The sequence below is a fragment of the Streptomyces hygroscopicus subsp. hygroscopicus genome (assembly GCF_030269125.1).
Classification (GTDB): domain Bacteria; phylum Actinomycetota; class Actinomycetes; order Streptomycetales; family Streptomycetaceae; genus Streptomyces; species Streptomyces hygroscopicus_C.
The window spans coordinates 30,795-56,279 of the sequence record NZ_BSSM01000021.1 but is presented as its reverse complement, the minus strand read 5'-3'; the positions used below and the strand labels follow the sequence as shown (position 1 = coordinate 56,279).

Genomic DNA, 25,485 nt, shown 5'->3' with positions numbered 1-25,485 from the left:
CGACGACCGTCCGACGCGCGCCGGTTCACTCGGCGAGCAGCTCCCTCAGCTCGGTCACCACCGCCTGTTCGTCCGTGCCGGTCAGGGCGGCGAGGGCGGCGCGCCAGGCGTCGTGGGCCTCCGCTCGACGGCCCTGCGCGTGCAGCAGGAGGCCACGCTGGTGGCGGGCCAGGCCGCCCGTGTAGCGGTCGGCGCGGGCATCGGCGCGGCGCAGCAGCTCCCCGCACTCGATGTACGCCCGCTCGCTCTCCCCCAGCCGCCGCAGCGCGCGGACCAGACCGAGCCGGGTCTGGGACTCGCCGTGCCAGTCGCTCTGCCCGCCGAGGATGCGCAGGCTCTCCTCGAAATGCCGGGCGGCGGCGGCCGGTTCGCCCAGGGCGAGATGGGCGAAGCCGATGTTGCAGTGCGCCGAGTGACGCAGGATGACGGCACCGATCGCCTCCCCGATCGCCAGCGAGCGCCGGTGCTGCTCGATGGCGGCGCGCGGATCGGTGTGCTCGTAGAGGTTGCCGAGATGGCTGTGGGTGACGGCCTCGCCGAAGGGATCGTTCAGCAGTCGCGAGCAGGTCAGGCTCTGCCGCAGCGCCTCCTCGGACTCCGCGAACCGGCCGAGCCCCTCCAGCAGCAGCCCCCGGTTGTTCAGACAGCGCCGGACGCGGCTGGGCACGCCGAGCCGCCGCCAGCTCTCCAGGCAGCGGTCGGTCAGGGCGAGGGCCTCGTTGTGCCGGCCGGTCAGGAAGTGCAGGCCCGCGAGGTCGCCGAGCGCGTACGCCTCCGCCACCGGGTCCCCGAGTCGCCGCGCCGCCCCGAGCGCGGCCCGCCCCAGCACCTCCATCTCCGCGACCCGGCCGCTGCGCTGCACATACGGGAAGAGCAGCCGCGCGAGCACCGAGAGGTGGGCGAGCCCGCGCGGATCGGCCGCGTCGGCGTTGCGCGCCACCAGCGCGACGACGTTCTCCAGCTCCGACTCGCCCCAGGCGCCGGCCTGCCCCGCCGACTCGAAGGGCCGCAGCCCGGCCACGGCGGCGGCGTGCTCCGCCGGCTGCGCGGGGGTCGGCCGCCGCCGGTCGTCCAGGTCGAGGCCGGGTTCCACGATGGCGACGAGCACGTGCTCGGCCGCGGCGGCGTACCAGCGCAGGGCGACGAGGTCGGGGGGCGTGTCGTCCTTCGCGCGGGCGCGCGCCGGACCGTCGGTGACCGGGGCCTGGACAGCGGGCGCACCGAACTCACCCGTCTCCTCGGCCAGTTCGCGGGTGAACTCACGGACCAGGTCGTGCGGGGTGTAGCGGCCGTAGGCCGTCTCCTCCAGGAGGGCCACGTCCACGAGGCGGTCCAGGGCGGCCTCGGCGCGGCGCGCGTCGATGCCGGTGAGGTCGGCGAGGAGCGGGGCGCCGTAATTCGGCAGGTCGAGCGCGCCGATGCCGCGCAGGACGAGGGCCGCGTCCCGGTCGGTCTCCCGGGCGGCGGCGGCGAGGGCGTCATGGGCGACGCCCAGGGAGCGCCGGACGCTGAGGTCGTCGTACTCCAGGTGCCGCAACCGTCCTCCGGTTGCAGCCAGTTGACCGGCGAGCGCGTCCGGGGTGAGCGCGCGCCGGGCGGTGAGCCGTGCCGCGACCACGCGCAGGGCCAGCGGCAGCCCGCCGGTCAGGTGGACCAGGGCGTGATCGGCGTCCAGCCCCGCGCGCCCGCTGAGCACGCGGAGCAGTTCCGCGCTGTCCTCCTCGGCCAGCGGGGCGAGCGGGAAGCGCCGGGTGCCGTCGAGGGTGGTCAGCGGCGAGCGGCTGGTGACGATCACCGCGCAGCCGGGACCGGCCGGGAGCAGGGGTCGTACCTGGGCCGCGTCGGCCGCGTCGTCCAGGACGAGCAGGACGCGGGCCGGGGCGAGCAGCGAGCGGAGCAGGGCGGCGGCCGCGTCCGGGTGTTCGGGCACGGTACGGGGCGCGACCCCGAGGTCCCGCAGCAGCGCGGCAAGCGCCTGCGCGGGGGCGAGCGGGGGTACTCCGGGTGTGGCGCCGTGCAGGTTGACGTAGAGCTGACCGTCGGGGAAACGTTCCCGCAGCTCATGGGCGACGTGCAGGGCGAGCGCGCTCTTGCCGACGCCCGCCATGCCGGAGACCACGGCGACGGCGGGGGCCGGAGCGGACGGCCCGGTCAGCAGGTGCCGCAATGCGCCCTGGACGAGGGTACGGCCGGTGAAGTGGGCCGGCGGGGGTGGCAGCTGGGCGGGGGGCGGGGGGAGCTGCGCAACGCGCGGAGGATGCGGCGGGGCCGCGTCGCCCGCGCCGTCGTCGTCGCCTCGGCGGTCGTCGCCGCACCCGCCCTCGCGGTCACCACGGTGGCCGCCGCCGCACCCACCCTCACCGTCACCACGGTGGCCGCCGCCGCACCCACCCTCGCACTTGTCCGCGCGCCCACCCTTGCGTTCGGCCGCGCACGCACCCCCGCGCTCGGCCTGGCGCTCGCCCCCGCGCGCGACTCCGCGCTCGCCCTCACGGTCGTCCCCGAGCGACACCCCGGACGCGCCCGGCCTCGGCTCCTCCTCCGGCCCGGCCGCCGAGCACCCCGCCCGCGCCCGCCGCCCCTCCCCCGGGCAGCACTCCCCGACCGGCCCCCACGACACCCCGTCCTCGCGCCCGTCCCTGCCCTCGTCCTCGTACTCGTCCCCCTCCCCCGGAAGCCACTCGCCGCTCCCCCGCAGCACCTCGACATGGGCCTCGCGGACGGCGGGGCCGGGTTCGACGCCGAGTTCCTCGATCAGGCGGGCGCGCAGATCGCGGTGGACGGCCAGGGCCTCGGCCTGGCGGCCGGTGCGGTGCAGGGCGAGCATCAGCTGACGGTGGTACGCCTCGCGGAGCGGATGCTCGGCGACGAGGGCCGCGAGCTGGGGCACGAGCGCCGCCAACCGTGTTCCGCCGACGGCGAGTTCGGCGTCGTACCGCCATTCCAGAAGGAGCAGCCGCGCCTCCACCAGGCGCGTCACGAGCGTGTTGCCGCCGAGTTCGGGCAGCCCGCTGAGCGGGGTGCCGCGCCACAGCGCGAGCGCGGTCGTGCAGGCGCGTACGACGCCGGGCCAGTCGCGCCGGACGTGCGCGGCGCGCGCGTCGGCGACCAGCGCGTCGAACACGTGCACGTCCAACTCGCCCTGGTCGACGCGCAGCAGATAGCCCGGCGGTACGGACCTGAGCCGTTCGGGATCGTCCAGGAGCCGGCGCAGCCGGGTGACGTGGTTGTGCAGGGACGCCCGCGCGGAGACCGGCGGCGCCCCGCCCCACAGGGCGTCCTTCAGAGACTCGACCGACACGACCCGGCCGGGCTCCAGCAGCAGCGCGGCAAGGAGCGCGCGCACCTTGGGGCTGCCGATGGCGCGCACGGCGGTGTCCGGATCGCCGTCTCCGGCGGTGCCGTCGCCCGGGGTTCGGGTGTCGGGGGCGTCGTAGCGCCCCTCGCACGCCCGCGTCCCGCACGGGTGGTCGCACGACGGGTGGTCGTAGAGGACCGGCGGACCCAGCAGTCCGAACCGCAGCTCGCGCCGCCCTTTCACGCCGCTCCACTGCCTTCCCGTGCGGTCGGGACCGACCGTCTTCCGCGGCGGGCGCGCGCCCGCCGTTACCCTGGCGGAAATCCGCCCTGCGGGCGGCGATTTCCCGCCACCCTCTGCGACCGGCCCCTGCCGCCGTCCACGGGGCGACCGGCCCTGGTGAATGACCGCTCGACAGAGCGGCTGCCGGCCCGCTCACGCGTCGTCAGCCGCTGCCAGCCGACGAGTTCCGGTCACCTGACCCGTCCCCTGCCGACGAACCATTGGCCACATGTTAGCGATCCGTTGGTGAGACTTGATGTGATCATTCCATCGGAACCGGCCCGACGGCGCGCGCGTGAGTCGCGCAACTCGGGGGAGTGTCGCCGCAGGTCGGATCCGGGGACGTGGGTGGCCCCGGTCGGCGGAGGTGAACGACCGGGGCCCCGTCCCGCCGCCGCGTTCCTGTCAGATCACGGGCGGACGCCCCAGCCTGGTCAGGCGCCACACCGTCCGCCACCGCATCGGGCGACGCTCGCCCGGCGACTCCCGCAGCCCCTCCACGAACCCGCCGAACCACGCCTTCAGCCCGGCTGCGGAACGGGTGCGGGCGAGGGTGAGCAGCGTCCACACCCCGAGGTGCACCGGGACGAGCGGCAGCGGCAGCCGGCGCCGGACGAGCCAGACACGGTTGCGGGCGTTGACCCGGTAGTAGATGGCGTGCCGGGCGGGGGAGGTCTTGGGGTGCTGGAGCAGCAGCTCGGGGGAGTAACGAATCCGCCAGCCGGCGCCGACGGCCCGCCAGGCGAGGTCGGTCTCCTCGTGCGCGAAGAAGAACTCGGCCGGCCAGTCGCCGGTCTCGTCGAGCATGGCCATGCTCAGGGCGTGCCCGCCGCCCAGGAACCCGGTGACGTATCCGCCGCGCATCGGGTCCGCCTTGCCGACCCGGGGCACGTGCCGTTGCTGGGTCTCGCCGTGCTCGTCGGCGATGCGGAAGCCGACGATGCCGAGGCGCGGGTCGGCGACGTACAGGTCCCGCACCCGGCGCAGCACATCGGCGTCGACGAGCAGCCCGTCGTCGTCCAGTTCCACGACGACGTCGACGTCACCGAACGCGCGCAGCCGGGCGAGCGCGACGTTGCGGCCGCCCGGACAGCCCAGGTTCTCCGCCACGTCGACGGTGGTGACCTCACCGGGCAGGGACAGCCTACGGGCGAACTCGGGGAGCCGGCAGCCGTTGCCGACGATCACGATCCGGGCGGGGGCGAGGTCCTGCTTGGCCACGGACTCCAGCAGGGCGTCGACCTCGGCGGGCCGGTTGCCCATGGTCACCACGGCCACGGCGATCCTCGGCTCCACCACGTCCCTCACCCCGTCCGGCCGGCAACGGCGGCGCACTCCTGACCGCGCGCCGCCCCCTCGTTCACCAAGATGTTGCCTCACCTGCGCGGGTTCGCCTTCCATCCAACCCCTTTACACCCTTTTTGCACCGCTTTGCCGGAAGAAGGGAATTCACGGTTCCAGGCATAACCAAATGGGTCCCGCTCGCAGGGCGTCGCCCCGCGCGGAACGGGCGCGGGCGTTCCCCGTTCACGCCCTCCCTGGCGAACGGCGGTGTGGGACGACGGCGCAGCCGGCCGTCGACGGCGCCGCGGCGGTCCCGCCACGCGCAGCCCTCCCCCGCCGGGGTCTTCTCCGGCTCGACCGGGTGCAGGGCGTCGAACACGCGCGGGGCGGCCCCTGGAGCCCGGCCTCCCCGTTCCGGCAGATGCGTCGCGCGGGCAGTGGCCTCGGGCGGACCCCCGGACGGCCTCAGGCGGCCTCCCGGTCCGGGCGGTGGTGCGGGACCGGGCGGGAGAGCAGGCCGTAGGCGTGGATCGCCGAGACCAGGGTCATGTGCCGGTGCCGACCGGGGAACGAACGGCCCTCGAAGTCGAGCAATCCGCAGTGCTCCCCCCCCCAGGACGGACACGGTCGCCAGGGTGCCGGTGTGCGGCGAGGCGAGGGCGAACAGGTCGGCCATCCTGCGCTCCGGCAGGTTGGTCAGCCAGACCCGGCCCAGCAGCTTGCGGACGGGATCCCACTCGGCGAAGACCCGGCCGGCCGAGGAGACACGGCCGCAGCCGGGGCGCAGGCCCGGGATCTCGGCCAGGCTGGAGTTCAAAACAAAACCCCAGGTCAGCTTCTACCTGACCTGGGGTTTATCTGAGCCGCTTTCGGGATTCGAACCCGAGACCTACGCATTACGAGGGCCTGCAAGATCATCCCGGCTACTACCGGGCGGTGCCGCAGAATCCCGTCTTACCAGGTCAGAGACCTGCAACCCCGATCGGTATGATGCCTAATCCAGACGGTGCCGTCCCATCCGCTCACGCATCGCTCACGCAGGCTGGCCACTCGTGACCGCTTCGAGCCCGCCAAACCGCCCCGCGTGGCAACCGTCAACCCAGCTGCGCAATCAGGGCAGCTCGCGCAGCTGGTGATCTACGGGGACAGTGGACGGCGGAAGGGTCGTGATGAGGAGTTCATCGGCATCGCGCTTGCCCGTCTTACCACTAGCGCTGTAGCGCGTCTTCACCAACCGTTTAGTCAAGGGCCACGAGCGTACGCCGAGCATCTCTCGGTCCACGCGGCTAGGCGCCATGCGAGTGTGCGCATAGAGCCAAGTGCTCTCGGTCAGCATTGGGTTGTTGTCGTAGCTGAGCAGCCAGCGGAACTGCGCCTTGGTACGCAGATATCCGGCGAGCTGCATGTGGAGCATGTGGTCATCTGACCCCGCCTTGCCAGCCCTGTTGCCACCGTATCCACCTCTAGGGTCGAAAGAGGTTCGGTACAAGTGCGAGGCTTTTTCGATGTAGGGCGGGTCGAGGTAAGCAACAACGCGAGACGGGATCAACTGCGGATAATAGCTGGGCACGTCATCGAGTGTCTGTTGCCAGTCCTTGTGCCAGACATCGACGATTCGGCCGACTTCGTAAAGGTGACCGACATATCGAAGTCGTTCCTCTATGGCTTCCGGATTCCACCGGCATCCGATGCCGTACGGGCTTGCTTGCTTGCGCCCGCCGATCGGGCCTGCCTTACCGTGAAGGATTCCAGAAAACGTTGTGCGGTTTAGGAATAGGCACTGTGTCGCGAGCTCCAGTCGGACCGTGGCAGGCTTTGCTTTGCGAGTGGGTACCCAGGAACGCCAATAGTCCCACCGATCGACAGCGGTTACTCCACCCGGCTTGACGTATCGGGTCCACTCGTCATGCATACGGTCGATCAGCGCCTCAGTATCGGCGGCCGCGGTCTGCCAGAAGGCAGTCACCAAGGGATCCACGTCAGCGAGCAGCACTCGGTCGACGAGCCCTTGGCCAACTAGTCGCAAGGACGCTGACGCTCCGCCGGCGAAAGGCTCGACCAGGAGGTTGATTTCCGGAACGGCCCTCGAACCCTTGGCGGCATCCAGGATTCGGGCGATCACCGGCGCGAGGGATGACTTTGCTCCTGGATAGCGCAGGGGTGACTGGTACCTGCTCATCATGAGCGCGTGGTCAACGATACCGACGGGTGAAACGAGTGGGCGGGGGTTGTCGAGAATGTGCGTCGGGATTGCGGGCGCAGCAACATGTGCAGCGTGAGCATCACAGAGGGGGGCGGCCGGCGGCACAGCCACATTCTCGATCATGGGGTAAACCGTACCGGAGCCGCTTGTCCAGCAGACGAGTCGAGACCGAGACGTTTGGTGGCTACGAGGCGGAGCACATCGGTGCCCACGCCGATCGGGAACGCGGCCTTCCCGTGCGCGGCCGCCACTGGGATGATGCCGTCGATGTACATCGAGGAACCAGTCCGGTCGATCACGTCGAGGATTGCAGGCAACGTCGGGTAGGCCGCCGGGTCGGCTTGGCCGCCGTTGGCATCATACGGTGCACCCATCGGTGGTGGCACGGTCGGGACGACAACTCGCCCGTCAAGCGCGCGATACACGAACTTGCGGCCCCAGTATGTCTCCTTACCGTAGGCGCGGGCGTTGTTGGCGTTTACGACTCGCGCAATGATCTGTTCGTCGCATACCAACAGGTCACCCGGTTCGAGAATGTCGTGTCGGGCCAGTTGGCGCGCGTAGTCGACCAGAACTCCGGACTTCTCAATCCCACAGACGTATGGCGCGTTGCCCGGAGTAGCCCTGCCCATCGCTTGGAAGTATTCAAGGGCTCGCCCGCGCAGCTTTGCTGGTGTGCCGAACACGGCCAGCGGGCCATCGACGATGAACAGCGTCGTGGGAAGAGCCTTCTGGCGAGACTGCTCCCACAGCAGCGTCGCCAGCCCGACCAGCACCAACAGCTCAATCACCGACATGAGCCGCCCGAGAGCGGACTGGTTCGTCCCCTCCTCGCCAACTTCCTCATGTATACGGAGCACGTCGGTGGGGAAAAGGTGCACGCCGCACGCGTCGCAGTCGGCACCAGCGGGCGGCACAGGAATGTCCTTCTTGCAGTCCTGCGTCGGACAGTTAACCGGCACTGTAGCCGCTGGCGCACCGGGAGCGCCGTGGAGAAGGAAGAGCAGGTCCAGTAGCGGCTGGTCGAGGCGATTGACGTCGATCTTCTTCTGCCGAAATAGCTCATTGATGACCTCTCGCCACGAGGTCACGATGTCGGCGTCGGCACGCGTGTACGCGCCGGAGACAGGCAGATCAAGCGTCACGATGGCGGTGTTGACCGCACGCTCGATCTTGTACGGGTCGACAAACCGCTCGGCCCGCTGCGATTCCAAAACTCCGAGGTCCACGTACGCTGCGGCGGCCTGTGCAAACCCGTACAGGACCGATGGCAGGCCGTCACGAACCTGCTCAACGACGTGTGAACCATCGATCGCCAGCGCAGCAGTGAGTCGGTCTGGCGCAGGCGGGGCAGCGAAGTCGCTCCGCGGACGGATTCGCTCGCGGATCGAATCCAGGTCCTGGATCGCCTCAGCCGGGACATGGAAGGTGCGTTGGTCCGCGATCGCCCGGATGGCAGCCGCCGAATGCCCCAGCCGCGATGCGATCTCGTGAGCCCCGCCGACGGTCTCGTACGGCATCAGAGTGCCGTACCGTTCAGCGTCAACGGCGGGTCACCAGCCGCTGCTCGTGCTTCGTTGACGAGCGCGATGTCGTACCGATCGATCTGGACAGGAACAATGTACGGCGAGGACAGGGTCTTGAGCCGCACGTACCCACGATCCTCGGAGGCGATGATCGCATCCGAGAACGCCCCGAAGTCGTAGAACTTGGCCAGCTCCCGCACCTCTGTCGTGTTATTCAAATGGGCGACAACCCAGTTGGCAGTATTCGCCTTGACCTGATGCGCCACCCCCGAGACCTCTTGCGTGGCGTAGGTCATGCCGAGATTCAGCTTGCTCGCTTCCTTGGCGAGCTTGACCCAGACGTCAAGGTCATCCTTATAGCGATCCGACGAGAACAGGTTGTGAGCCTCCTCAAGCATCACCTGAATGTGCGGCGGTTCCTGCCCAGAGGTAAACACCTCGGTCTGCTTAGAAAGCAGTCGACGCGTAATCGACTCGCTCAGCGCCTTGGTCACAGCTTCGGCCCCGACATGCAAATCGACGATCACAATGCGCCCCCGGAGAAGCTCCTCGTAGATCTCGATCGCAGGGTCGTTCTGTGTCGCTGGGCTGTGAAACGAGCGCAGTGGGTTCAGATTTCGCCAGCCTCGGACGCTGCGGTTCCCGCTGCGAGTCGTGAAAATTGGCTCAACGCTCTTCCAGCGGACATCCTTGGCGAAGTTGCTCGCGTCGGTGTCTCCGGCGTCGCGCAGCTCTACAATCTTGTCGACGACATTCTCTACGTCTGCTGCAGCGACGGCCACGAAATTGGCACTGTTCCCGACTTGCACAAACGGGTTACGGCCGAGTTCGGCGACAATCTTCTGCTGAAAAGCGGCGCTGATATTGATTCGCGCGCGAAAATTTGTCGGCACTGCGAAGCCCGCACGCATCAGCGCGCCATAGAGAACAAGCCGGGCACGTTGGGCATGCGTGGTGGCGGAGCGATCTCCTGGAACATCCGCGTAGGACATACCCGCGAAGTCCTTGACGTAACCAGACTCATCGCCGCTAAGAGTGTCGGAAATCAACCCTTGGACTGCGTCAATCTGATTCTCAGAAAAGAAGTTGATGTTGAGAGGCTTAACATGCGGCTGCGTGCCGTCCGCACCGAACTTGAAGATCCGGACATGGTCCGCACCGATCGCCGCAATCTCGGTACCATCCTGCACATTTGGGTTGGCGTACTCCCCCTGCGGGTCGAAAATCAGCTGCCCAATGGGGTGACCGCCAGCGGCGCGCTGTCGTTCGGAGACCACGAACGTGCGCGCGATGATGATCTTCGCGGTATTCGACTTGCCCATCCGAGTCATGCCGAGCAGGGCGGTCTTGTTGCCAATGAAGTCCCGGATGTTGACTTCGACTGCGGCGTCGGCCTGCTTGGCGGCTTTAGCTCGCCGCCGCGTAGCGGAGTACCGCACCGCGCCGATGCGTACGCGTTCCACCGGGCGTCCGGTCGGTTTGAGGTAGGACGCGATCGTCGCGAGGCCGTCACCGATAGGCTTCAGGACTCGGTACATGGACGTGGCGTAGAAGTTGTCCACATCGGCACCGAACTCCAGCACCTTCTGCCCATCCACGTCGTCTTCGTAGAAGGTGCCGAGGATCTTGCATCGCACACCAGTGAACGACACGCGGTTCTTGGTGAACGGGTCGAGCTCCGCATCGAGCACGGCGGATGGCGATGGGTCCTGGTTGTTAGACAGAGCCGTTCGCAGGGACTCCTCGCGCACTGCGTGCAGGTCGCGCTCAAGCGACAGCGGCGACGTGCCCTCCACGCGCAGAAGCAGCACCTCGTCATCGTCGACGTGTGGCTCGTTGACGTCCTGCGCGGTCGCGAGGAGGAACGAGAACTGCGGAATACCACCGGCGTCGAACTTCCAGCGATCGTGAGTCAGCACGACGGCCTGGCCGTAGTCGATCTGGTGAATCGCACCTATCCGGGTCGACCGACCATCGGCAAGCAGCTCAGACCGCAGCAAAGACCCGGCGCCAACGCCGGGAATGAATTCCGTCACTGTCCACCCGCTCCGAACGCACCCACCAGAAACCCCCGCTCATCTGACCGAGATCAATAATCCCGTAGCGCGCTGAGTGTCACAAGACGCACGCAGCGCTGCTGACTGATGGATCAGCCTAGTGCCAAGTGAGGTCGCCAGGTGCCGAGTTGGGCCGAACCCTGGCAGACAGCAAGACCGCCTTCGGGGTATTGCTCGCGTAGGCCGACCAGCAGCGGCGGGTCGGAGAGCAGACTCGTAGCTTCACTTGGCTGCCCATGCTCCGTGGCCTAACTCGTGCAGCCTGGGCAGAGCACCTGCAATCACGCGAGCAGGCTAGCGCGTCCCACTGACACCTGGCGGCCTGATCGTTAGCAGGAACGTGCCAAGCTTGCGTCAGACCCTCCTGTCGTGGAGAAAACCCAGCGTGGCGAGCCCTTCGCTACGACAGAGGTGATCCGAGGCTCCCCGGACTTCGGTCTGGAGGAGCTGGTACACCGCGCCGTAAGTCTGGCCCCAGTGCATGGCCGCCCGCCACAGGTGCCGGCCGAGTCCGTGCCCGCGAGCCTCTGGGTGCACGGCGAAGTATTGCGGCATGAGCTGGTCAGCACCCGTGGGGTCGGGACAGATCTCCATGGGGCCGATGGCACCGACAACACGGTCCTCCACCACGGCCACGAGGACCGGGCCGCATCCCTTGGTCTTCATCTGACGGTCGAGGAAGGCGAAGCCGTCGGCCCCCATCGTCTGGGCGAAGGCGGTAAAGGTGCCGCGGATGGGGAGGGGCCAGTCTTCGAGCCGACGGACGGGGCCGGCGGAGGGGGGACAGTACCGCGCCGTAAAGTCCTTGAGCTGGATGCGGACGCCATGTGTATGGGTCGTCTCCGGGCCCAGTGGCCGGATAACACGAGCAGAGGCTGCTCCGTGAAGGGCCGCGAGCTTCGCTGCGAGTTCGGCGGCCTGGTACAGGACGTCGCTCCGGTGACCGTAGGCGAAGACCTTCACCGCTCGTCGGCCGCGCGTCAGCAGAGTCGGGATGAGTGTGTGGTCAGGGTGGTGGACCACGTCGCCAGGAAGGACGACCTCCTGCTTCTCGTTGCCCCAGCGGCGGTCCTTGTCGTACGGCAGGAAGCGCCGGTCGGCGGCCACGAGGAGGGTGGCTTCGAAGAGGTCCGCCGTCAGGGCGTGCGGGTGGACGGGGCCGAGGGTGGGCACGACCGGTGCGGTGAGCACGGGGCGGAGCCAGTCCCAGCGGAAGAACATGCGGGCACCTTAGCGCTGTACGTGAGAGTACTCCGGCCCGTCGGTGGGACGGGCCGGAGCACATCGGTCGGGCCGGAATTAGTGGGGGTTATCGTCGCCGGCGTCGCAGGAGCACTCGGCGCTCTCGACGACGTCGTCCAAGTCCGCGACGAGCGTCACGGCGGACGAGGCCACCGGGGGCGCTGCGCGGCGCGCACTGGGTGGCGAGCCTGTCAGGATCTGCACCGGTACGGGTCCGGTCATGAGGTCACCTTCTCCTTGTCTCCGTGCTGGCAGTAGCTGTGCAGCGGCGCCTTCGCCTCCTGATAATGCTTGGCCAGGGGACGGCAGACCCGGCAGGTACCGGACAGGGCGCAGCCCTCGCACCCTCCGGTGCGAAGCATCAGGCGGTCGGCGATCGTGCCGAGCCGTCGCAGTCCTTCGATGCCTTCGGCCATGAGGTCGATCTGGTCGTCGCGGCCGACCTTGCAGATCGAGACCCTGGCGTGCGGGTCGGCGTGGAAGAACGTGTGGCCGGCGTTGCATCCAGCGAACGGCTTGCGCTGGCGCAGGTGGTCTGCGGACTGGGCGAGGAGGGGTTCGCCACCGCCGTAGATCGTCGGGGTCATGTTGGTGTACGCGTGGTGTTCCACGCCCCACTCCTTGGCGAGCGCGGCCATCGCGTCTGCCTCGCTCGCGTTGTCCTCGGTGACGACGATGTTGATGCGCAGTGGCAGCCCTGCGGCGCGGGCGGCGTCCATGCCCCGCCGGAACGCCTTCCAGGCTCCGCGCCGCTGAGTGAGCGCGTCGAAGGACTCCTCGCTCGCGCCGTACATGCTGACGACGAGGCGGTACGGCGGGCACTCCCTGAAGAGCTGGAGCAGGTCGGGGCGGAACAGCAGGGAGCCGTTGGTGGAGATCGTGAGCATCATTCCGGCCAGCCAGGCGTACCGGTAGGCGTTCTGGAAGTGCGGGTCCATGGTCGGTTCACCGCCGGTGATCTGGAGCCAGATGACGCCGGCCTTGCGCATGATGTCCAGGAGCTTGACCTTGTTCTCCCAAGTGAGGCCGGAGAAGGGCCGTTCGCCGAGATAGCAGTGCTTGCAGGCGAAATTACATCCGAGGTTGATCTCCCAGGAGGCCCGACAGTATCCGTACGCAGACGGCTCGCGGATCAGGACCGTGTCCGTCGTCGGGGCGCTGGCGACATCGAGGCCCCAGGCTTCGGCTGCCAGGTCGACCGTCCAGCCAGGCAGGGTCTGCGCGCCGTCGGCGGCTCGCAGTTGCTCGTAGTGGGTGGCCGGGATGCGGGCTCCGGATCGCGCTCCGGGACGCAGCAGAAGGTGGCCGTCAAGGAAAGGGGCAGCGATGAGCTGGTGCATGGCGTGCCTTTCACGGTTCGAGTCGGCAGTGCAGGGAACAGTCCGGGCATGCGCGGCCCGAGATCGGGTCCGTGCCGCTGCCGCCGCAGGTCGAGCAGACATCAGCGCGCGGGCCTGGCGGCGGGAACTGGACGCGCCCGAACAGCAGTCGGTCGGCTGCGAGGGCGGAGTCCAGGTAGGCATCGAGGCGAAGAGCGTCTGCAGACTGTGGCAGCGGATCAAGACCGAGGAGGAGAATCGCCTCGCCGGTGCGGGTGACCAGTTCGGTCCAGGAACGGCGAGTGGGTAGCTGCAGTCGCCGGGAAGCCTCGGGAATATGCAGCAGCACGCGGTCGCCGACGAGCTGTAGGCGGCGCTCCGGATCCGGGATGACTTCACGGGCTCCGGTCAGGCCACCGAGACACACGGACAGTCGCCGCATTCGGTCCTCGGCTGGCACGACGGTGCCGCCGTCAGTCAGGGCCGGGGTGTGCGTGATCAGGATGTGCGCGATCTCGCGGCCGTCCGGTCCGGCGCCCTGCCAGGTCCAAGCGGCGAGCGACACCAGTAGGCGCAGATCAGGGCCGGGCGGGGTGAGAGCGACACTCATGTTGTCGTCCCTCTCGGGGCTTTGAAGCACGACCAGACGATCTTCCCGAACGGGGTGCGGTCCTCCACGCCCCAGCCGTCGGCAAGTGCGGTCACCAGGAGCAGCCCGCGGCCGGCGGTGTCCGTGTCGCCGGGACGACGGGGGTGGGGGTGCTGGCGGCGGCTGTCGTGTACTTCCAGGCGTACGACCTCGTCATCGGCGTCGAGTCTGACGAGAAAGCCGCGGCCGGGATCAGTCCCGTGGAGCACGGCGTTGGTGGCGAGTTCGGAGACGCAGAGTCGGACGTCGTCGCCTCGGTCCAGCACACCCCAGATGGTCAGGGCCTCGGTGGTGAAGGCCCGCGCCTCGCTGACCGATTCGGGCCGGGACTCGAAGAACTTCTGAATCGTCTTGGTCATCGCGATAGTCCTCACGACTCGGCGTCCACGACACGGGTGGTGCCGGAGCGTGTGCGGTGGACGGGGGTGCGTCGAGAGACGGTTGAGGGTTTGGGGCGCGGGCACCGGACCAGCAGCAGCCGGGCACCGGCCGATTCGATCTGTCGCCTGCGTTCGGCCGCTATGGTCTTCGGGCCCAGGTGGGACATGGCGGGGGCGACGACGCCGTAGACGTCCGGCAGCGCGAGCACGTCAAGGAGACCGGTGAATGCCGCCGAGGAGGACCCGGCAGCGACACGGTCGGTGAAGAGGCCGGACAGTTGCAGCTCGTGGCTGCGGCAGTACTCGGCCAGCGAGGCGACCAGCGCGTCCTGCCGTGCTCGGGGCACGCGTACCAGCCGCAGGAAACCGTAGACGACCGGGCCGCTGACCAGGCGATGTTCCGTGAGGGGTTCCATGCTCAGGACCGTCCAATGGCTCGACACGTGGTGACGCTTCGAGCATGTCGGCGGACCAACTCGCTGCAAATCACCGCCTGTTCTACTTCCGTTCCACTTCCGTCCCGCCGCGTCGTCGCGTCTGCTTCGATGGCTGGTGGAAGGGAGTGACGCGTGGCGACCGTGCACCACTGGACCGGGCTTGAGGCCAAGGCATTGCGGCTCGCCCTGCGGCTGAGCGTGCGGGCCTACGCCGAGCGTCTGGGCCTGGCGGTCGCGACCGTGTCCAAGTGGGAGAGCAAGCTCGCCGCCACCGAGCCGAGACCCGATACCCAGGCCATCCTCGACACCGCCCTCGGACGAGCGGACGCCGCAGTCCACCTGTGCTTCGAGACGCTCCTGTCGGAAATGGCCGGCAGCGTCGCGACCATCGGCAGACGTGTCGCCTCGTCCGGCCCCAGAGCGTGGGAGTACGAGTCATGGGCCGATGACCTCGACCGGGTCGTGGTCTCCCTGTCCCGGCAGAACTTCGCCTTCGCCGACAGCCTTCTCACTCGGTGGCTGGGCCGGTTCAAGGCCCATGAACTGGACGAGAAGGGCCTGTACCTCTTTGCCCGCTCCACGGCCTTACTTGGTGACCTCAAACGCGACCAAGGCGTTGTCCTGGGCCCGCTCTCGGCCCAGCATTCCTACGCCGGTGCCCGGACGGTCTTCACCCAGCTCGACATCCCTCGCCGCGTCGCCCAGCTCGATCTGTCGCTCGCAGTCGTCACCGAGATGTCCGGCAAGCTGGAAGTCGCCGCCCGCAACTACGAGAGCCTCGCCGTCGACGACCGGCTCTCTCGCCGCGACCGGGCTCGCGCAAGGCTGTGGGTGGGGACGGCGCTGAGCAAGGACGGCGAGCACGACTACGCGACCCGCGTCATGCAGGCAGCGACCCGCGAGTTCGAGGACCTCACCGAACCGGACGACTGGTCGGTGGCCCACCAGAAGCTCGCTCTGGCCCGCCGCGGCGCCGGCGATCTCTCTCAAGCCCTGCACTTCATCGACATCGCCCGAAGCAGCGGAACGACCGACTCACCAATGCAACGCGTACGTCTGGACACCGCTCACGGCCACATCCTGCTCTCCGATACAGCGACCCAGGATGATGGAATCCTCGTCCTCGACCAGGCCGCCAAGGTGGCCGCGCAGTACGGACTCGTGCACCAACTGCGCAGCATCGAGGGCATCAAGGCCATGAGCGAGGGGCTGACCGGCCCCCGGCAACGGTGACCAGGGAGAACGCGTGCGCAACGACCATCAGGGCATCACCGAGAACCAGTGGCACCAGGCCAAGCTGATCTGGGACTACCACCAGATGCAGCACGAGCTGCGCCCCGTCGATGTGGCAATCGGACTGGGCAGCCACGACCTCGGCGTCGCAACCCGCTCCGCCGAGCTGTACCGCGCCGGGCTGTTCCAGACCCTGGTGTTCACCGGCGGCAACAGCCCCACCACCGCCAAGGTCTTCCCTCGCGGGGAGGCAGTCCACTTCCGTGAGCACGCCATCGACCTCGGTGTCCCCGCCGACGCCATTCTGCTGGAGCCCCACGCGGCAAACACCGGACAGAACATCACGCTCTCCCGTGAGGTCCTCGCCGCCTCCGGCATCCATCCGACGACGGTGCTGCTGGTCTCCAAGCCGTACATGGAACGGCGATCGTTCGCGACCGCCCGCAAGCTGTGGCCCGACATCGAGTTTCTCTGCGCGTCGGAGCCGCTGGTGTTCGACGACTATCTGAAGAGCATCGGGGACGAGAAGCTCGTTCTGGACATGCTCGCCGGCGACCTCCAGCGGGTCATCGAGTATCCGAAGCTCGGATTCGCCATCGAGCAGGAAGTCCCCGAGGACGTACATGCAGCGTACGAATCTCTCATTCGCTCCGGCTTCACCAGCCGCCTCATCTCCTCGTGAGCAGCCTGCTCCCGGCGGGCTGTGCGCGATCCACCAGCCCAATCTGTTCCCGAGGCTGACGACGCTGGCCAAGCTGTTCGCGGCGGACTACTGGATCGTCCTGGACGATGTGCAGTTCACCCGCCGCGACTACCAGCACCGAGCGCGCCTCGCCGCCATCGACGAACCAGACCGCCAGCAGTGGCTCTCCATCCCCACCCACCTCCCGAGCGGGCGATCCACCCTCATCCGAGACGCGCTGATTGACGACGTCGAACTCGCCTGCCGAAGAACCGCTGGAATGCTGCGGCAGACCTTCGGAACCAGCCCACACTGGCCCTCCCTCGCCCAGGCCCTGGACCCTGTGTTGGATTCCTTCGCCACAGGGCGGACCGCGGCGATCGCGGAGACCTCCACCCGCGTGCTGCTTGACCTGCTCGGCTGGCGTGGCCGGATCCTCAGTAGCAGCCTCCTGTCCGCCAGACCGGGCCGCTCCCTCCGACTCGCCGACCTGGCCGCCGCGACGGGTGCTCGCGCGTACCTGTGCGGGACCGGCGGCATGTCCTATCTCGACCCCGTCCCGTTCGCTGCCAGGAACATCACCGTGGCTGCCTTCCGGCCCCCGACCACCGGCATCTGGTCGACCGCACGCCGGCTCAGTGCCCTGTGGGCACTGGCGTCGCTCGGCCCAGACACTCTGGCTTCTCGTCTCCGTGCCGTTGCCGACGACCATGCCGCACTCGGGGCCGCCGCGCCTGAACTGCGATCATCGGCAACGTCTGTCTGAAGTGACAGCAGTCCGGAGCGACGAATGGCTGCCCCCTGCAATCGCTACCGCCGAGGGCGGCTCCCTCGCTCCGGAGCGGTAACTGGCTCCGGTGGACGCTGCTGGACCGAGGCTGTAGTGCTGGCCGCTGATATCGACCGCGTCGAGCGGATGCGTGCGGCTTCGGCTTGGCTGATACGTACGGGGTTGCGGCCGGTGTGCTGGATGCGCGTGATCAAAACCCGCGCCGGGCGGCGGGCCGTGTCGAGTTCGCGTTGCTCGGCGGCCTCCTTGAGGAGCTGGTGCGGTTTGTGGCCACCGGCCTCCGCATCCGCGAGGACTGCGGCAAGAGCAGGCCAGTTCTCGTCGGCGAGGATGCGTTCGGCATGGTCGGGGACGGCGGCGCGGACGTCGCGGGCCAGAGTGCGGCGGGCCTGTTCGCGCGGCAGACGGCGATCCAGATCGGCGAGCACGGGGGCGAGGGCCTGGTCGGCGGCGGTCTGGAGGTGGCCAAGGGCCCGGCGGGCGGCGTCGGACTGGTGGGCGTGATTCTTCGCCTCGTGCCAGCGCTGCGCGAGGACCGCCGCCCAGACCATGGCGGCGAGCAGGGCCGCGAGCGCGCTGCCGTCCGATCCGGTGGCGGTGTGGATGATGTCGCGGGCTGCGAGGCGTACGGTGTCGGCGGCTCGGCCTTCGGCACGGATCTGGGAGCGTTGGGCGCGGGCGAACACCCGTGATGCTGATTGGAGTTCGATGCGCAGGTTCGCGGGGGCGTGCTGTGCGGTGGCCTCGATCAGTTCACCGAGCGCGGCGATGTGGGCCTGGGCTCGCTCATCCCTGCCGGATTCGTCACCGGTGGCGCCGGCGAGCTCGGCGTGAAGGGTGTCGAGGGCGTCGGTGGCCTGGTGCCAGGGGGTGGTGTGCCGGGTGCGCCGCGCGGTGGGGTGCTCCTCGAATGTTGCTGCCTCCAGGCGGGCCCGCAGTTTGGGGAGGCTGAGGTCGGGAGCGATCTTTCCGCCAGCTCGATAGATCTGCTCCCCCTTGTCGTTCTCGTCGCCGGGGCGGCCGACTGCGTAGCCGAGGAGGTCTCCGGAAGAGCCGCGGCGGGGCTTGACCTCGACGCCGTCAGCGTCGAGGTACGTGAGCAGTTCCTCGGTGTCGGTGACGTGCGGGATGGCGGCTCGGATACGGTCTTCCAGCCACTGCTGGCTGGTCTGCTCCCAGCCGAGGCGGTCGGCCTTGTGCATCTCGGCCTGGGTGGGGCGGCGGCTGCCGGTTCCATCGCCCTTCTTCAACTGGCGTAGCCCGTAGTCCTTTTCGATCTCGCGGCATGCGTTGCCGACGCGGATGCCGTTGTTGTGGAGTTTGGGCGACGGCCGTCTTCGCGGACGGTGGTGGCGAGGACGTGGATGTGATCGTCCGCGTGGCGGACTGCGATCCAGCGACAGGCCAGGTCGTCGCCTTCGGGTGCGATGCCGGCTGCGTGCACGATGTGACCTGCGATCTCTCCCCACTCAGCATCCGAGAGCTGCCGATCCTCGGGTGCCGCACGGACGGCGCAGTGCCATACATGGTCGGTGACCGGCTTGCCGAATTCGCTGTTGCGCAGCTGTACCGGCTCATCGAGGTGGCGGGCGAGTTCGGTGAGCGTCGCGTTCTCGTCACGGCCGGGGTCAGGCATACCGAGCATCGTGAAGGCGGCCACGATGTGCGGGTCGAAGTGCTCGTCGTGCCGGCCGGGACCGTAAAGGTAGGCGAGCAGTCCGCGGGTCCTGGATCCGGCGGGCTTGATGGCGGCGATCATTCCGGTCAGACCTCCATCGTGTCGACGGGAGCGCGCAGAGCCTCGGCGATCAGCTCCAGCAGCTCGTGGAGTTCTTCGAGGCGGTGGCGTACGTCGGGTGGGGTGAGGTCGCTGTTGAGGGCGCGGGCGATCTGGTTGACGTTGACACCGATCCGGTTGAGTTCGCGCAGTACCTGGGCCCGGAACATATGGGTGCGGCGGCGGTCTTCGGACAGCGGCAGGTTGGCGGTGAACCGGCCGGTGATGAAGGCGACGACGACATCGGCGGCGAAGCCGCCCGCGCCCTTGTAGCCATGCTCGGCGGTGGCTTCCTCAAGCTGAGCGAGCTGACCGGTGGTGAAACGCAGAGGGCCGATACGCTCCGTGCGTTTGTCTCCGGTGAATCGGCGGATGGTCGGCTGGACACTGTGCGCGGGAGGCTCGGCGGCACGGACGGGGCGCAGAATCTCGTGCTGTACGGCGTGGAGCGTGTCCCCGTCGGGGCCGCCCTCGGCTCCGACCTCCTCGCCCGGCGCCCCCTGGCGCTGGGCCGTCTCCGCCACCCCCGGGGCGGAGATCCCCGAAGACCGGCCTTGAGTCGGACTCGGGGTACTACTGGCTCCGCCAGGGGCAGCCCGTCCGAACGCGCGGCGCAAACGCCCCATCAGCGTAGGGGACTTCGTCAGCGGCAGCGGCTCGTCGGGAGTGTGGTCGGGACGGTGCGGGTCGTGCGTCACGGGCGGTTCTCCGGAAGAGGCGGGGGAGGCAGGTCGGCGGGGAAGAACTGGCTCAGTGCTGGTAGTCAGCACGCCATCCACAGATGTGGATAAGCGGGCGGCGAACGGGGCGCTGGCCGGGGTGACCGGAAGGGGTTCCGGTCACCCCGCAGGGATTCCGGTCAGCCGCTGTTCGGACTGGTCTCGGCGGCGGCTTCCATTTCGGGCCGGAGGATCTCCATCACCTCGGTCTGCCGCCGACTGCTGATCGTCAGGTCCTTGTCCTTAACTGCCTTCCGGAGAAGGGACCGGCTGAGTGTGCCGTGCTCAGCGAGGGCGACCCGGCCGATCTCCACGAGTTCTGCGAGCGTGGCCTTGGGCGGGCGGCCACGGCGCGGCTTGCTCTCCGAAACCTCGGGCGGTGGTTCCGTCGGCTGGACGGAACCGGCGGCCGGAGGCTCAGCGGGCCGGACCAGCTCGGCCAGTGGCTCAGCGGGCTTGGCGGGCGCGGTGACCGGCGGTTCCGGCGCCTGGACGGGTGCGGCGTCGAAGTGGTCGGCGGGTTGGTCGACGAGCTGGTGGATCTGCCGCATCAGAACGCCGAAGGCCAGCAGCGCGGCGGTCGGGGGGACCGCGGCGACCACGTAGTCGAGCAGGGGCACGGCGCTGGCGTTGCCTGTGCCGCTGACCCCAGCCACGTTAAGCGCGATAGAGCCGACCGATCCGATGGCGGTGAGGGTGATCGCCCACCAGTCGGTCACCCGGCGCAGGCCCGCGCGGAGCATGAGCAGTTCGCCCGCGACGATGAACGCGTCCAGGGTCGCCGGCCAGGCCCACTGGCGGACCGGGGAGCTCTTGAGGCCGTGCTGTCCGGCGACCTCCGCGAGATGCGCGTACGACAGCCAGAACCCGCCGGCGGTGAGCGCCACGATGACGACTCCCGCCGCGACGAGCGCGTACCGCTCGGCGGCTTGCTTGGTCGCCATCGGCCGCCCTTCGTCAGGGCGATGGTCTCGGTGGATGGGTGTGGAGAGGGTGGTCAAGCGGGGTTCTCCTGGGGTGGTGGCGTGGTCCGTCTTTGCCGTCCTGGCCGTTGCAAGCGCAGGTCAGGGCCGGTACGGCACAGGGTTCGGTGTTCCGTCCTGGCGGCGCTGGCGCGTCTTGGGGCAGGCACAGGCGGTGAGGCTGCGGTTTGGTGGCCGTGGACGGATCGGATCCGTCTTGCCGTCCCGGTCGCATGCGCTGTGACCTGCGGTGATACGGCGGGGACACCCGGGACGGCACAAGACGAATGCGGGCAACGTCCCGGTGGGCATCGCGACGGTCATGATCGTGTTGCCGTCTTGGCCCCGGCTGCCGTCTTGCCTGTATGCCGTTTGACCTGCGGAGTTACGGCAGGGACGGCAAGGACGGCAACCGGGGGCGGGGCGATGTGTCAGCCCTCGCTGCGGGCGGGCTCGGCGTCGACCGGATGGATGGTCGGGCAGTAGCGGCGCCACGCGTCGAGGAACTTGTTGCGCGTGTAGCCCTTGCGCTGGGTTCCGTCGATAAGGCGGACGTTGCCGGCCTTGATGCCGAAGCCGCCCAGCATCCCGGCCAGGTCACGCGGGCTCAGCCCGCTGCGCCCCCACTCCGCCCAGGGGCTTTCCGGGTCCTGGCGCAGGTGGTGGAGGAGCTCGTCCGTGCAGAGGCTGTCGACCTCGCGCTGGGCGACGAAGACCCGGCGGATGTCGGCCAGGATCCGCGCTGAGCTGGGGTGGTCCTCCTCGGCCTGCGTCTCGTCGGTGGCCATCTGCGCGCACGCCACGCGGGCGAGGCGGGGCCAGTGTCCGGAGGCGAGGTCGGCGACGATCACCAAGGGCTCCCAGGTGTCGGCGGCGCGGTCCTCCACCGGCATCGCCGGTTCCATGTCGGCGGCCTCGTCGAGCATCGGGCGGGCCCATGCGGCGATGCGGTCGCGCAGGTCGTGGAGGGCTGGGGTGTCGCGGCGGGAGCGGAAGGGCTTGACGCTCTCGCCCTCGGCCCTGCGACGCATGCGGATGACCACGGACCGGTCCATGATCGTGTCGGGGAGGTCGCCGATGCCCGCGAGTGCAGCCATGGCGAAGGTGGCGAACCGGTGGGGCGTGTGGTCGTTGCCGACGACGCGGGTGACGTAGCGGTTGCGTTGGTTCCCGGCGTTGAGCAGGCCGCGCATCTCCTCGTTCTTCTCCGCCTGCTTCGGCGTGCCGAAGATGGTGTCGGCCTCGTCCACCAGCAGGGTGGGCGGCTCGTCGGTGATGGACCGGAAGACCGCCGCCGGTGTGGTGTTGATGGTGAGCATCGGCTCGTGGACCGTCTCGGTCAGCACGTCCAGCAGCCGTGACTTGCCGCACCGCTTCGCCGGCCCCACCACCGCCAGACGCGGGGCGTGCTGCCACGCGGGCTGCAGGTGCGTCGCCGCCACCCACAGCGTGACCGCGTCCAGCGCCTGCGGGGAGGGCAGGATCACGAACTGGGCTATCTGGGCACGCAGTTCGTTCAGCACCTCGGAGCCGTACGTCGGCTCCGGGTCCGGCACCGCCTCTTCGGCGGGCTGGTCCACCGGGACCGTATCCGGCGCCCGCTCGTCGGCCGCCGGGGCGGCTTCGGGCGCGTGGCCGGGCCTGCCGGGCACGGCGACTGTCGGCCATGCCGCTTTGCCGGGTGCGGAATAGGGCTCGGGTGTCGTAGGTTGCACAGGGCAGCTCCTTATCCGGTGACGTCGGGCATGCAGGCCCGACTCACGCAGGTCGTTCGTTGGAATGCGGGCAGTGGAGTGTGCGGAGCCTCCGGCGTTGGCGCGCCGGGGGCTTTCTCGCTTCCTTGGCCGGGGCGAGGGAACACGGACAGTACGTCCACGCCCCGACACAGTCCAGCGTTTCTGTGTCAGCTCAGCGCAGAAGCGTCTGCTATGGGCTCGGGTCGTCATGCGGCCAGGCCGAGCAGGTTCAACAGGTCGGCGGTCACGACGCGGTACGCCTTGCCCAGCCGCAGGACCTTGCACGGGTACTCGCCGCGCTTGGCCAGCTCGTAGCCCTTGCTCCGGCCCAGCCCCAGCGCCCGGTTGCCGGTGTCGAGGTCAACGGCGGCGGGCAGGGCCAGCAGCTCTTCTCGTGTCATGCCCTTGGGCTGCTCGGCGGTCTCCTTGTTGCGCATGCAGTGCTCCGTTCATGAGTGAGCCCTCGGCGAACGCGGCATCACGTCCGGCTCCAGGCGATCACTAACCATCATCGGGAAGCTAATGTGTCTCCATGACACAACACGGTTTTGATCCTGGAGATGACGAGGACGACGTCCCGGAGTGGGTGGATCAGGTGATGGCCACGGTGGCAGCCGAGGTCCGCAGACGAAGGAAGGAGCTGCGCATGAGCGCCCAGGACCTGGCCGACCGCTGCGAGGAGATCGGCCATCCGATCCCGCGCAACGTGATCGCCAACATGGAATCCGGCCGCCGAGCCAACCTGCCCCTGGTCGACGTCCTCGTCCTCGCCGAAGCCCTGCGGACCTACCCCATCTGCCTGCTCTACCCCGTCGGCTACGTCGACCGAGTCCAGCGCCTTCCCCTGCAGCACTCCGACCCCACATGGGATGCCATGCACTGGTTCACCGGCGACAGGGAGGACTTCGGCATGGAAGACGACATGCTCCGCAACTTCCGCGCCCACGTCCGCTACCAGCGCGCCGCCCTGGCCGCTCTGAAAGGCGAGAAGCACGAGCGCTGGAAAGCCGAGACGGCACCCAACCAGGCCGAACGCGAGGAAGCCGTACTCGCCCAAGCCGACTACGCCGAAAGGGTGTTGGAAGCCAAGTACCGGCTCCGCAGCGCCCGCGCCTTCATCCGCGAAGACGGCGGCACACCACCGCACCTGCCACCAGAACTCGCCGACGTCGACCCACCCGTCGGCAACACCGATGAGGAGAATGATCTTTGAAGGGTTCCACCCACCGCCGCTGCTACTGCCGCGACCCTCACAACGGTAAGCCGCTCGGCAAGAAGTGCCCGAAGCTCTCCAACCGTAAGCACGGCTCGTACTCCATACGCCAGGAGCTCCCGCCCCACGAGGACGGCACCCGCCGCTCCTTCAGCCGCGCCGGCTACGACTCCCTGAAGGCGGCCCAGGCCGACCTCGACCACGTCCGCGCCCTGCTCGGCCTCGCCGACACCGACGACCCCGAGGGCATGGCGCTCATCGCTGCCATGCTGGAAGAGGTCGGCGACGAGAAGTCGCCACTGCCGGATGTCGAGGAGACCCGCCGACGCCTGAAGTCCGGTCAGGACCTGATCGGCCGCCTGACCGTCAGCGAGTGGCTCGACCGATGGCTCGACGGCAAGCGCATCCGCAAGTCGGGACTCAGCCGCTACGAGACCGATCCGCTTCCACTTGAAGCCCCGGATCGGCCACCACCGCCTCGACCGCCTGCGCGTGAGCCATCTCAGCGACATGTTCACGGCCATCTCCGATGCCAACGCCGAGATCCTGGAGCAGAACGCCCAGCGCCGTGCCGCGGTGGAGGAATTGGCCACCGTGCCGTGGAAGGGCACGGACAACCGCGCCCGTCGCAAGGCGATGAAGACGGCGATTGACGCCATGCCCCCGTTCCGGCGCGTGACCGGCCCGGCCACCCGGCAGCGCATCAAGGCCACGCTACGGGCCGCGCTGAACGACGCGATCGGCCAGCAGATCCTCACCTTCAACCCAGCCGCCCACGTGGAACTCGACCCCGTGCGCAAGCCGAAGGCTCTGGTGTGGACGGACGCGCGGGTCGCCAAGTGGGAGCAGACGGGCGAGAAACCCTCGCCCGTGATGGTCTGGACACCCAAACAGACCGGCGCGTTCCTCGACTTCGTCGTGGAGGACCGGCTGTACGCGATGTGGCACCTGATCGCCTTCCGCGGCCTGCGGCGGGGCGAGGCATGCGCGCAACCCTGGTCGGAGACCAACCTCGATGACCACTCCCTGACCGTCTCCGCCCAGCTCGTCCAGGACGGGTGGGAGGTCGAGACCTCCGCGCCCAAGACGGACAGCGGCTTCCGCGTGGTCGCGCTCGACGACGACACCGTCAGCGTCCTGAAGCGGCACCGCGAACAGCAGGACGCGGACCGCGAGGAGTGGGGAACAGCCTGGGTGGACACCGGCATGGTCTTCACCCAAGAAGACGGCTCCTGGCTCCATCCCGGGAAGGTAACTGACCTCTTCGAGCGGCTCGTCGCCGCCTCCGGGCTCCCGCCAATCCGGCTGCACGACCTCCGGCACGGGGCGGCCACGCTCATGCTCGCCGCCGGCATCGACGTGAAGATCGTGTCGGACACTCTCGGGCACAGCGACACCCGCATCACGCGGGACATTTACCAGAGCGTCCTGCCCCAAGTCGGCAAGAACGCCGCCGAGGCCACCGCCAAGCTGGTCCCGCTTCAGCGGAAGACCGAGGCGGAGGAGGCCCGTAAGGCCGCGAAGAAGGCGGCGGCCAAGGCGAAAGCCGGGGCCAGGGCCAAGAGGAAGGGCAAGCGGAAGAAGCCCAAGAAGTAGGGCACCGGACCGCTCCGCTCACGCATCGCTCACGCATCGCTCACGCAAGCCATCTCGCGGCACCCCTGCCGTGTGACGCGTCATGCCCCAAGCAACACAA

General features: G+C 68.8%; 18 protein-coding genes and 3 pseudogenes. 5 read left to right on the top strand and 16 right to left on the bottom strand.

Annotated features, from left to right (window positions below; translation table 11 throughout):
• Nucleotides 1-25: 25 nt before the first annotated feature.
• The 11 genes and pseudogenes from QSK45_RS33660 to QSK45_RS33610 form a co-directional block, all read right to left on the bottom strand.
• On the bottom strand, nucleotides 26-3,541 hold the full coding sequence (locus QSK45_RS33660) for an AfsR/SARP family transcriptional regulator (protein WP_490993655.1): 3,516 nt from the start codon (nucleotides 3,539-3,541) through the stop codon (nucleotides 26-28).
• Nucleotides 3,542-3,985: 444 nt separating this feature from the next.
• Nucleotides 3,986-4,879, bottom strand: a complete 894-nt coding sequence (locus QSK45_RS33655; protein WP_285562702.1) for a glycosyltransferase family 2 protein — start codon at nucleotides 4,877-4,879, stop codon at nucleotides 3,986-3,988.
• 450 nt (nucleotides 4,880-5,329) lie between these two features.
• Nucleotides 5,330-5,675, bottom strand: a pseudogene (locus QSK45_RS38680) (IS701 family transposase); the annotation flags it as partial.
• Nucleotides 5,676-5,975: 300 nt separating this feature from the next.
• Complete coding sequence (locus tag QSK45_RS33645) at nucleotides 5,976-7,190, bottom strand: DNA adenine methylase (RefSeq protein ID WP_285562700.1); 1,215 nt, start codon at nucleotides 7,188-7,190, stop codon at nucleotides 5,976-5,978.
• Nucleotides 7,187-8,587 carry a hypothetical protein gene (locus QSK45_RS33640; protein WP_285562699.1) on the bottom strand — a complete coding sequence of 467 codons (1,401 nt, stop codon included), beginning with the start codon at nucleotides 8,585-8,587 and terminating at the stop codon, nucleotides 7,187-7,189. The genes QSK45_RS33645 and QSK45_RS33640 overlap by 4 nt, the downstream gene beginning before the upstream one ends.
• Nucleotides 8,587-10,629 (bottom strand): helicase HerA domain-containing protein, encoded by a 2,043-nt coding sequence (locus tag QSK45_RS33635; protein WP_285562698.1) that lies wholly within the window; start codon nucleotides 10,627-10,629, stop codon nucleotides 8,587-8,589. Before QSK45_RS33635 ends, QSK45_RS33640 begins: the two co-directional genes overlap by 1 nt.
• Before the next feature lie 375 nt (nucleotides 10,630-11,004).
• On the bottom strand, nucleotides 11,005-11,871 hold the full coding sequence (locus QSK45_RS33630; protein WP_285562697.1) for a GNAT family N-acetyltransferase: 867 nt from the start codon (nucleotides 11,869-11,871) through the stop codon (nucleotides 11,005-11,007).
• A gap of 239 nt (nucleotides 11,872-12,110) precedes the next feature.
• Nucleotides 12,111-13,232 carry a radical SAM protein gene (locus tag QSK45_RS33625; protein WP_218513970.1) on the bottom strand — a complete coding sequence of 374 codons (1,122 nt, stop codon included), beginning with the start codon at nucleotides 13,230-13,232 and terminating at the stop codon, nucleotides 12,111-12,113.
• 10 nt (nucleotides 13,233-13,242) lie between these two features.
• The gene (locus QSK45_RS33620; protein WP_285562696.1) at nucleotides 13,243-13,821 is read right to left on the bottom strand and encodes a hypothetical protein; all 579 of its coding nucleotides are present in this window, start codon (nucleotides 13,819-13,821) and stop codon (nucleotides 13,243-13,245) included.
• Nucleotides 13,818-14,219 (bottom strand): ATP-binding protein, encoded by a 402-nt coding sequence (locus tag QSK45_RS33615; RefSeq protein WP_218513972.1) that lies wholly within the window; start codon nucleotides 14,217-14,219, stop codon nucleotides 13,818-13,820. Before QSK45_RS33615 ends, QSK45_RS33620 begins: the two co-directional genes overlap by 4 nt.
• An 11-nt stretch (nucleotides 14,220-14,230) precedes the next feature.
• Complete coding sequence (locus QSK45_RS33610; protein WP_285562695.1) at nucleotides 14,231-14,656, bottom strand: hypothetical protein; 426 nt, start codon at nucleotides 14,654-14,656, stop codon at nucleotides 14,231-14,233.
• Between the two features lie 153 nt (nucleotides 14,657-14,809).
• Here QSK45_RS33610 and QSK45_RS33605 point away from each other — a divergent pair, with 153 nt between their 5' ends.
• Genes QSK45_RS33605 through QSK45_RS33595 form a run of 3 tightly spaced genes read left to right on the top strand, consistent with a single transcriptional unit; the run spans nucleotide 14,810 to nucleotide 17,358 of the window.
• Nucleotides 14,810-15,910, top strand: a complete 1,101-nt coding sequence (locus QSK45_RS33605; RefSeq protein WP_285562694.1) for a helix-turn-helix domain-containing protein — start codon at nucleotides 14,810-14,812, stop codon at nucleotides 15,908-15,910.
• Nucleotides 15,911-15,923: 13 nt separating this feature from the next.
• Entirely contained in the window at nucleotides 15,924-16,592 is a 669-nt protein-coding gene (locus QSK45_RS33600) for a YdcF family protein (protein WP_285562693.1), read from the top strand.
• Nucleotides 16,534-17,358 carry a WbqC family protein gene (locus tag QSK45_RS33595; RefSeq protein WP_285562692.1) on the top strand — a complete coding sequence of 275 codons (825 nt, stop codon included), beginning with the start codon at nucleotides 16,534-16,536 and terminating at the stop codon, nucleotides 17,356-17,358. Before QSK45_RS33600 ends, QSK45_RS33595 begins: the two co-directional genes overlap by 59 nt.
• 44 nt (nucleotides 17,359-17,402) lie before the next feature.
• Here QSK45_RS33595 and QSK45_RS33590 read toward each other — a convergent pair.
• The 5 genes and pseudogenes from QSK45_RS33590 to QSK45_RS33570 form a co-directional block, all read right to left on the bottom strand.
• Nucleotides 17,403-19,141 (bottom strand): annotated as a pseudogene (locus QSK45_RS33590) (relaxase/mobilization nuclease domain-containing protein).
• Between the two features lie 5 nt (nucleotides 19,142-19,146).
• Entirely contained in the window at nucleotides 19,147-19,683 is a 537-nt protein-coding gene (locus tag QSK45_RS33585; RefSeq protein ID WP_218513978.1) for a MobC family plasmid mobilization relaxosome protein, read from the bottom strand.
• 335 nt (nucleotides 19,684-20,018) lie between these two features.
• Nucleotides 20,019-20,822: a DUF2637 domain-containing protein gene (locus tag QSK45_RS33580; RefSeq protein WP_285562691.1), complete on the bottom strand. Its 804-nt coding sequence runs from the start codon at nucleotides 20,820-20,822 to the stop codon at nucleotides 20,019-20,021.
• Nucleotides 20,823-21,271: 449 nt separating this feature from the next.
• On the bottom strand, nucleotides 21,272-22,555 hold the full coding sequence (locus QSK45_RS33575; protein WP_285562690.1) for a DUF3631 domain-containing protein: 1,284 nt from the start codon (nucleotides 22,553-22,555) through the stop codon (nucleotides 21,272-21,274).
• 227 nt (nucleotides 22,556-22,782) lie between these two features.
• Nucleotides 22,783-23,013: a hypothetical protein gene (locus QSK45_RS33570; RefSeq protein WP_266541479.1), complete on the bottom strand. Its 231-nt coding sequence runs from the start codon at nucleotides 23,011-23,013 to the stop codon at nucleotides 22,783-22,785.
• Nucleotides 23,014-23,108: 95 nt separating this feature from the next.
• Here QSK45_RS33570 and QSK45_RS33565 point away from each other — a divergent pair, with 95 nt between their 5' ends.
• Together QSK45_RS33565 and QSK45_RS33560 are read left to right on the top strand one after the other, a co-directional pair.
• Complete coding sequence (locus QSK45_RS33565; protein ID WP_285562689.1) at nucleotides 23,109-23,789, top strand: helix-turn-helix domain-containing protein; 681 nt, start codon at nucleotides 23,109-23,111, stop codon at nucleotides 23,787-23,789.
• A pseudogene (locus QSK45_RS33560) lies at nucleotides 23,786-25,385 on the top strand (tyrosine-type recombinase/integrase). Before QSK45_RS33565 ends, QSK45_RS33560 begins: the two are co-directional and overlap by 4 nt.
• Nucleotides 25,386-25,485 lie beyond the last annotated feature (100 nt).

What these genes read in the sequence shown, in the direction of transcription:
- QSK45_RS33625 (WP_218513970.1), bottom strand. Translation starts at nt 13,232, where the DNA reads ATGCACCAGCTCATCGCTGCCCCTTTCCTTGACGGCCACCTTCTGCTG.
- QSK45_RS33630 (WP_285562697.1), bottom strand. Translation starts at nt 11,871, where the DNA reads ATGTTCTTCCGCTGGGACTGGCTCCGCCCCGTGCTCACCGCACCGGTC.
- QSK45_RS33565 (WP_285562689.1), top strand. Translation starts at nt 23,109, where the DNA reads ATGACACAACACGGTTTTGATCCTGGAGATGACGAGGACGACGTCCCG.
- QSK45_RS33620 (WP_285562696.1), bottom strand. Translation starts at nt 13,821, where the DNA reads ATGAGTGTCGCTCTCACCCCGCCCGGCCCTGATCTGCGCCTACTGGTG.
- QSK45_RS33580 (WP_285562691.1), bottom strand. Translation starts at nt 20,822, where the DNA reads ATGGCGACCAAGCAAGCCGCCGAGCGGTACGCGCTCGTCGCGGCGGGA.
- QSK45_RS33640 (WP_285562699.1), bottom strand. Translation starts at nt 8,587, where the DNA reads ATGCCGTACGAGACCGTCGGCGGGGCTCACGAGATCGCATCGCGGCTG.
- QSK45_RS33645 (WP_285562700.1), bottom strand. Translation starts at nt 7,190, where the DNA reads ATGATCGAGAATGTGGCTGTGCCGCCGGCCGCCCCCCTCTGTGATGCT.
- QSK45_RS33570 (WP_266541479.1), bottom strand. Translation starts at nt 23,013, where the DNA reads ATGCGCAACAAGGAGACCGCCGAGCAGCCCAAGGGCATGACACGAGAA.
- QSK45_RS33595 (WP_285562692.1), top strand. Translation starts at nt 16,534, where the DNA reads ATGCAGCGTACGAATCTCTCATTCGCTCCGGCTTCACCAGCCGCCTCA.
- QSK45_RS33615 (WP_218513972.1), bottom strand. Translation starts at nt 14,219, where the DNA reads ATGACCAAGACGATTCAGAAGTTCTTCGAGTCCCGGCCCGAATCGGTC.
- QSK45_RS33610 (WP_285562695.1), bottom strand. Translation starts at nt 14,656, where the DNA reads ATGGAACCCCTCACGGAACATCGCCTGGTCAGCGGCCCGGTCGTCTAC.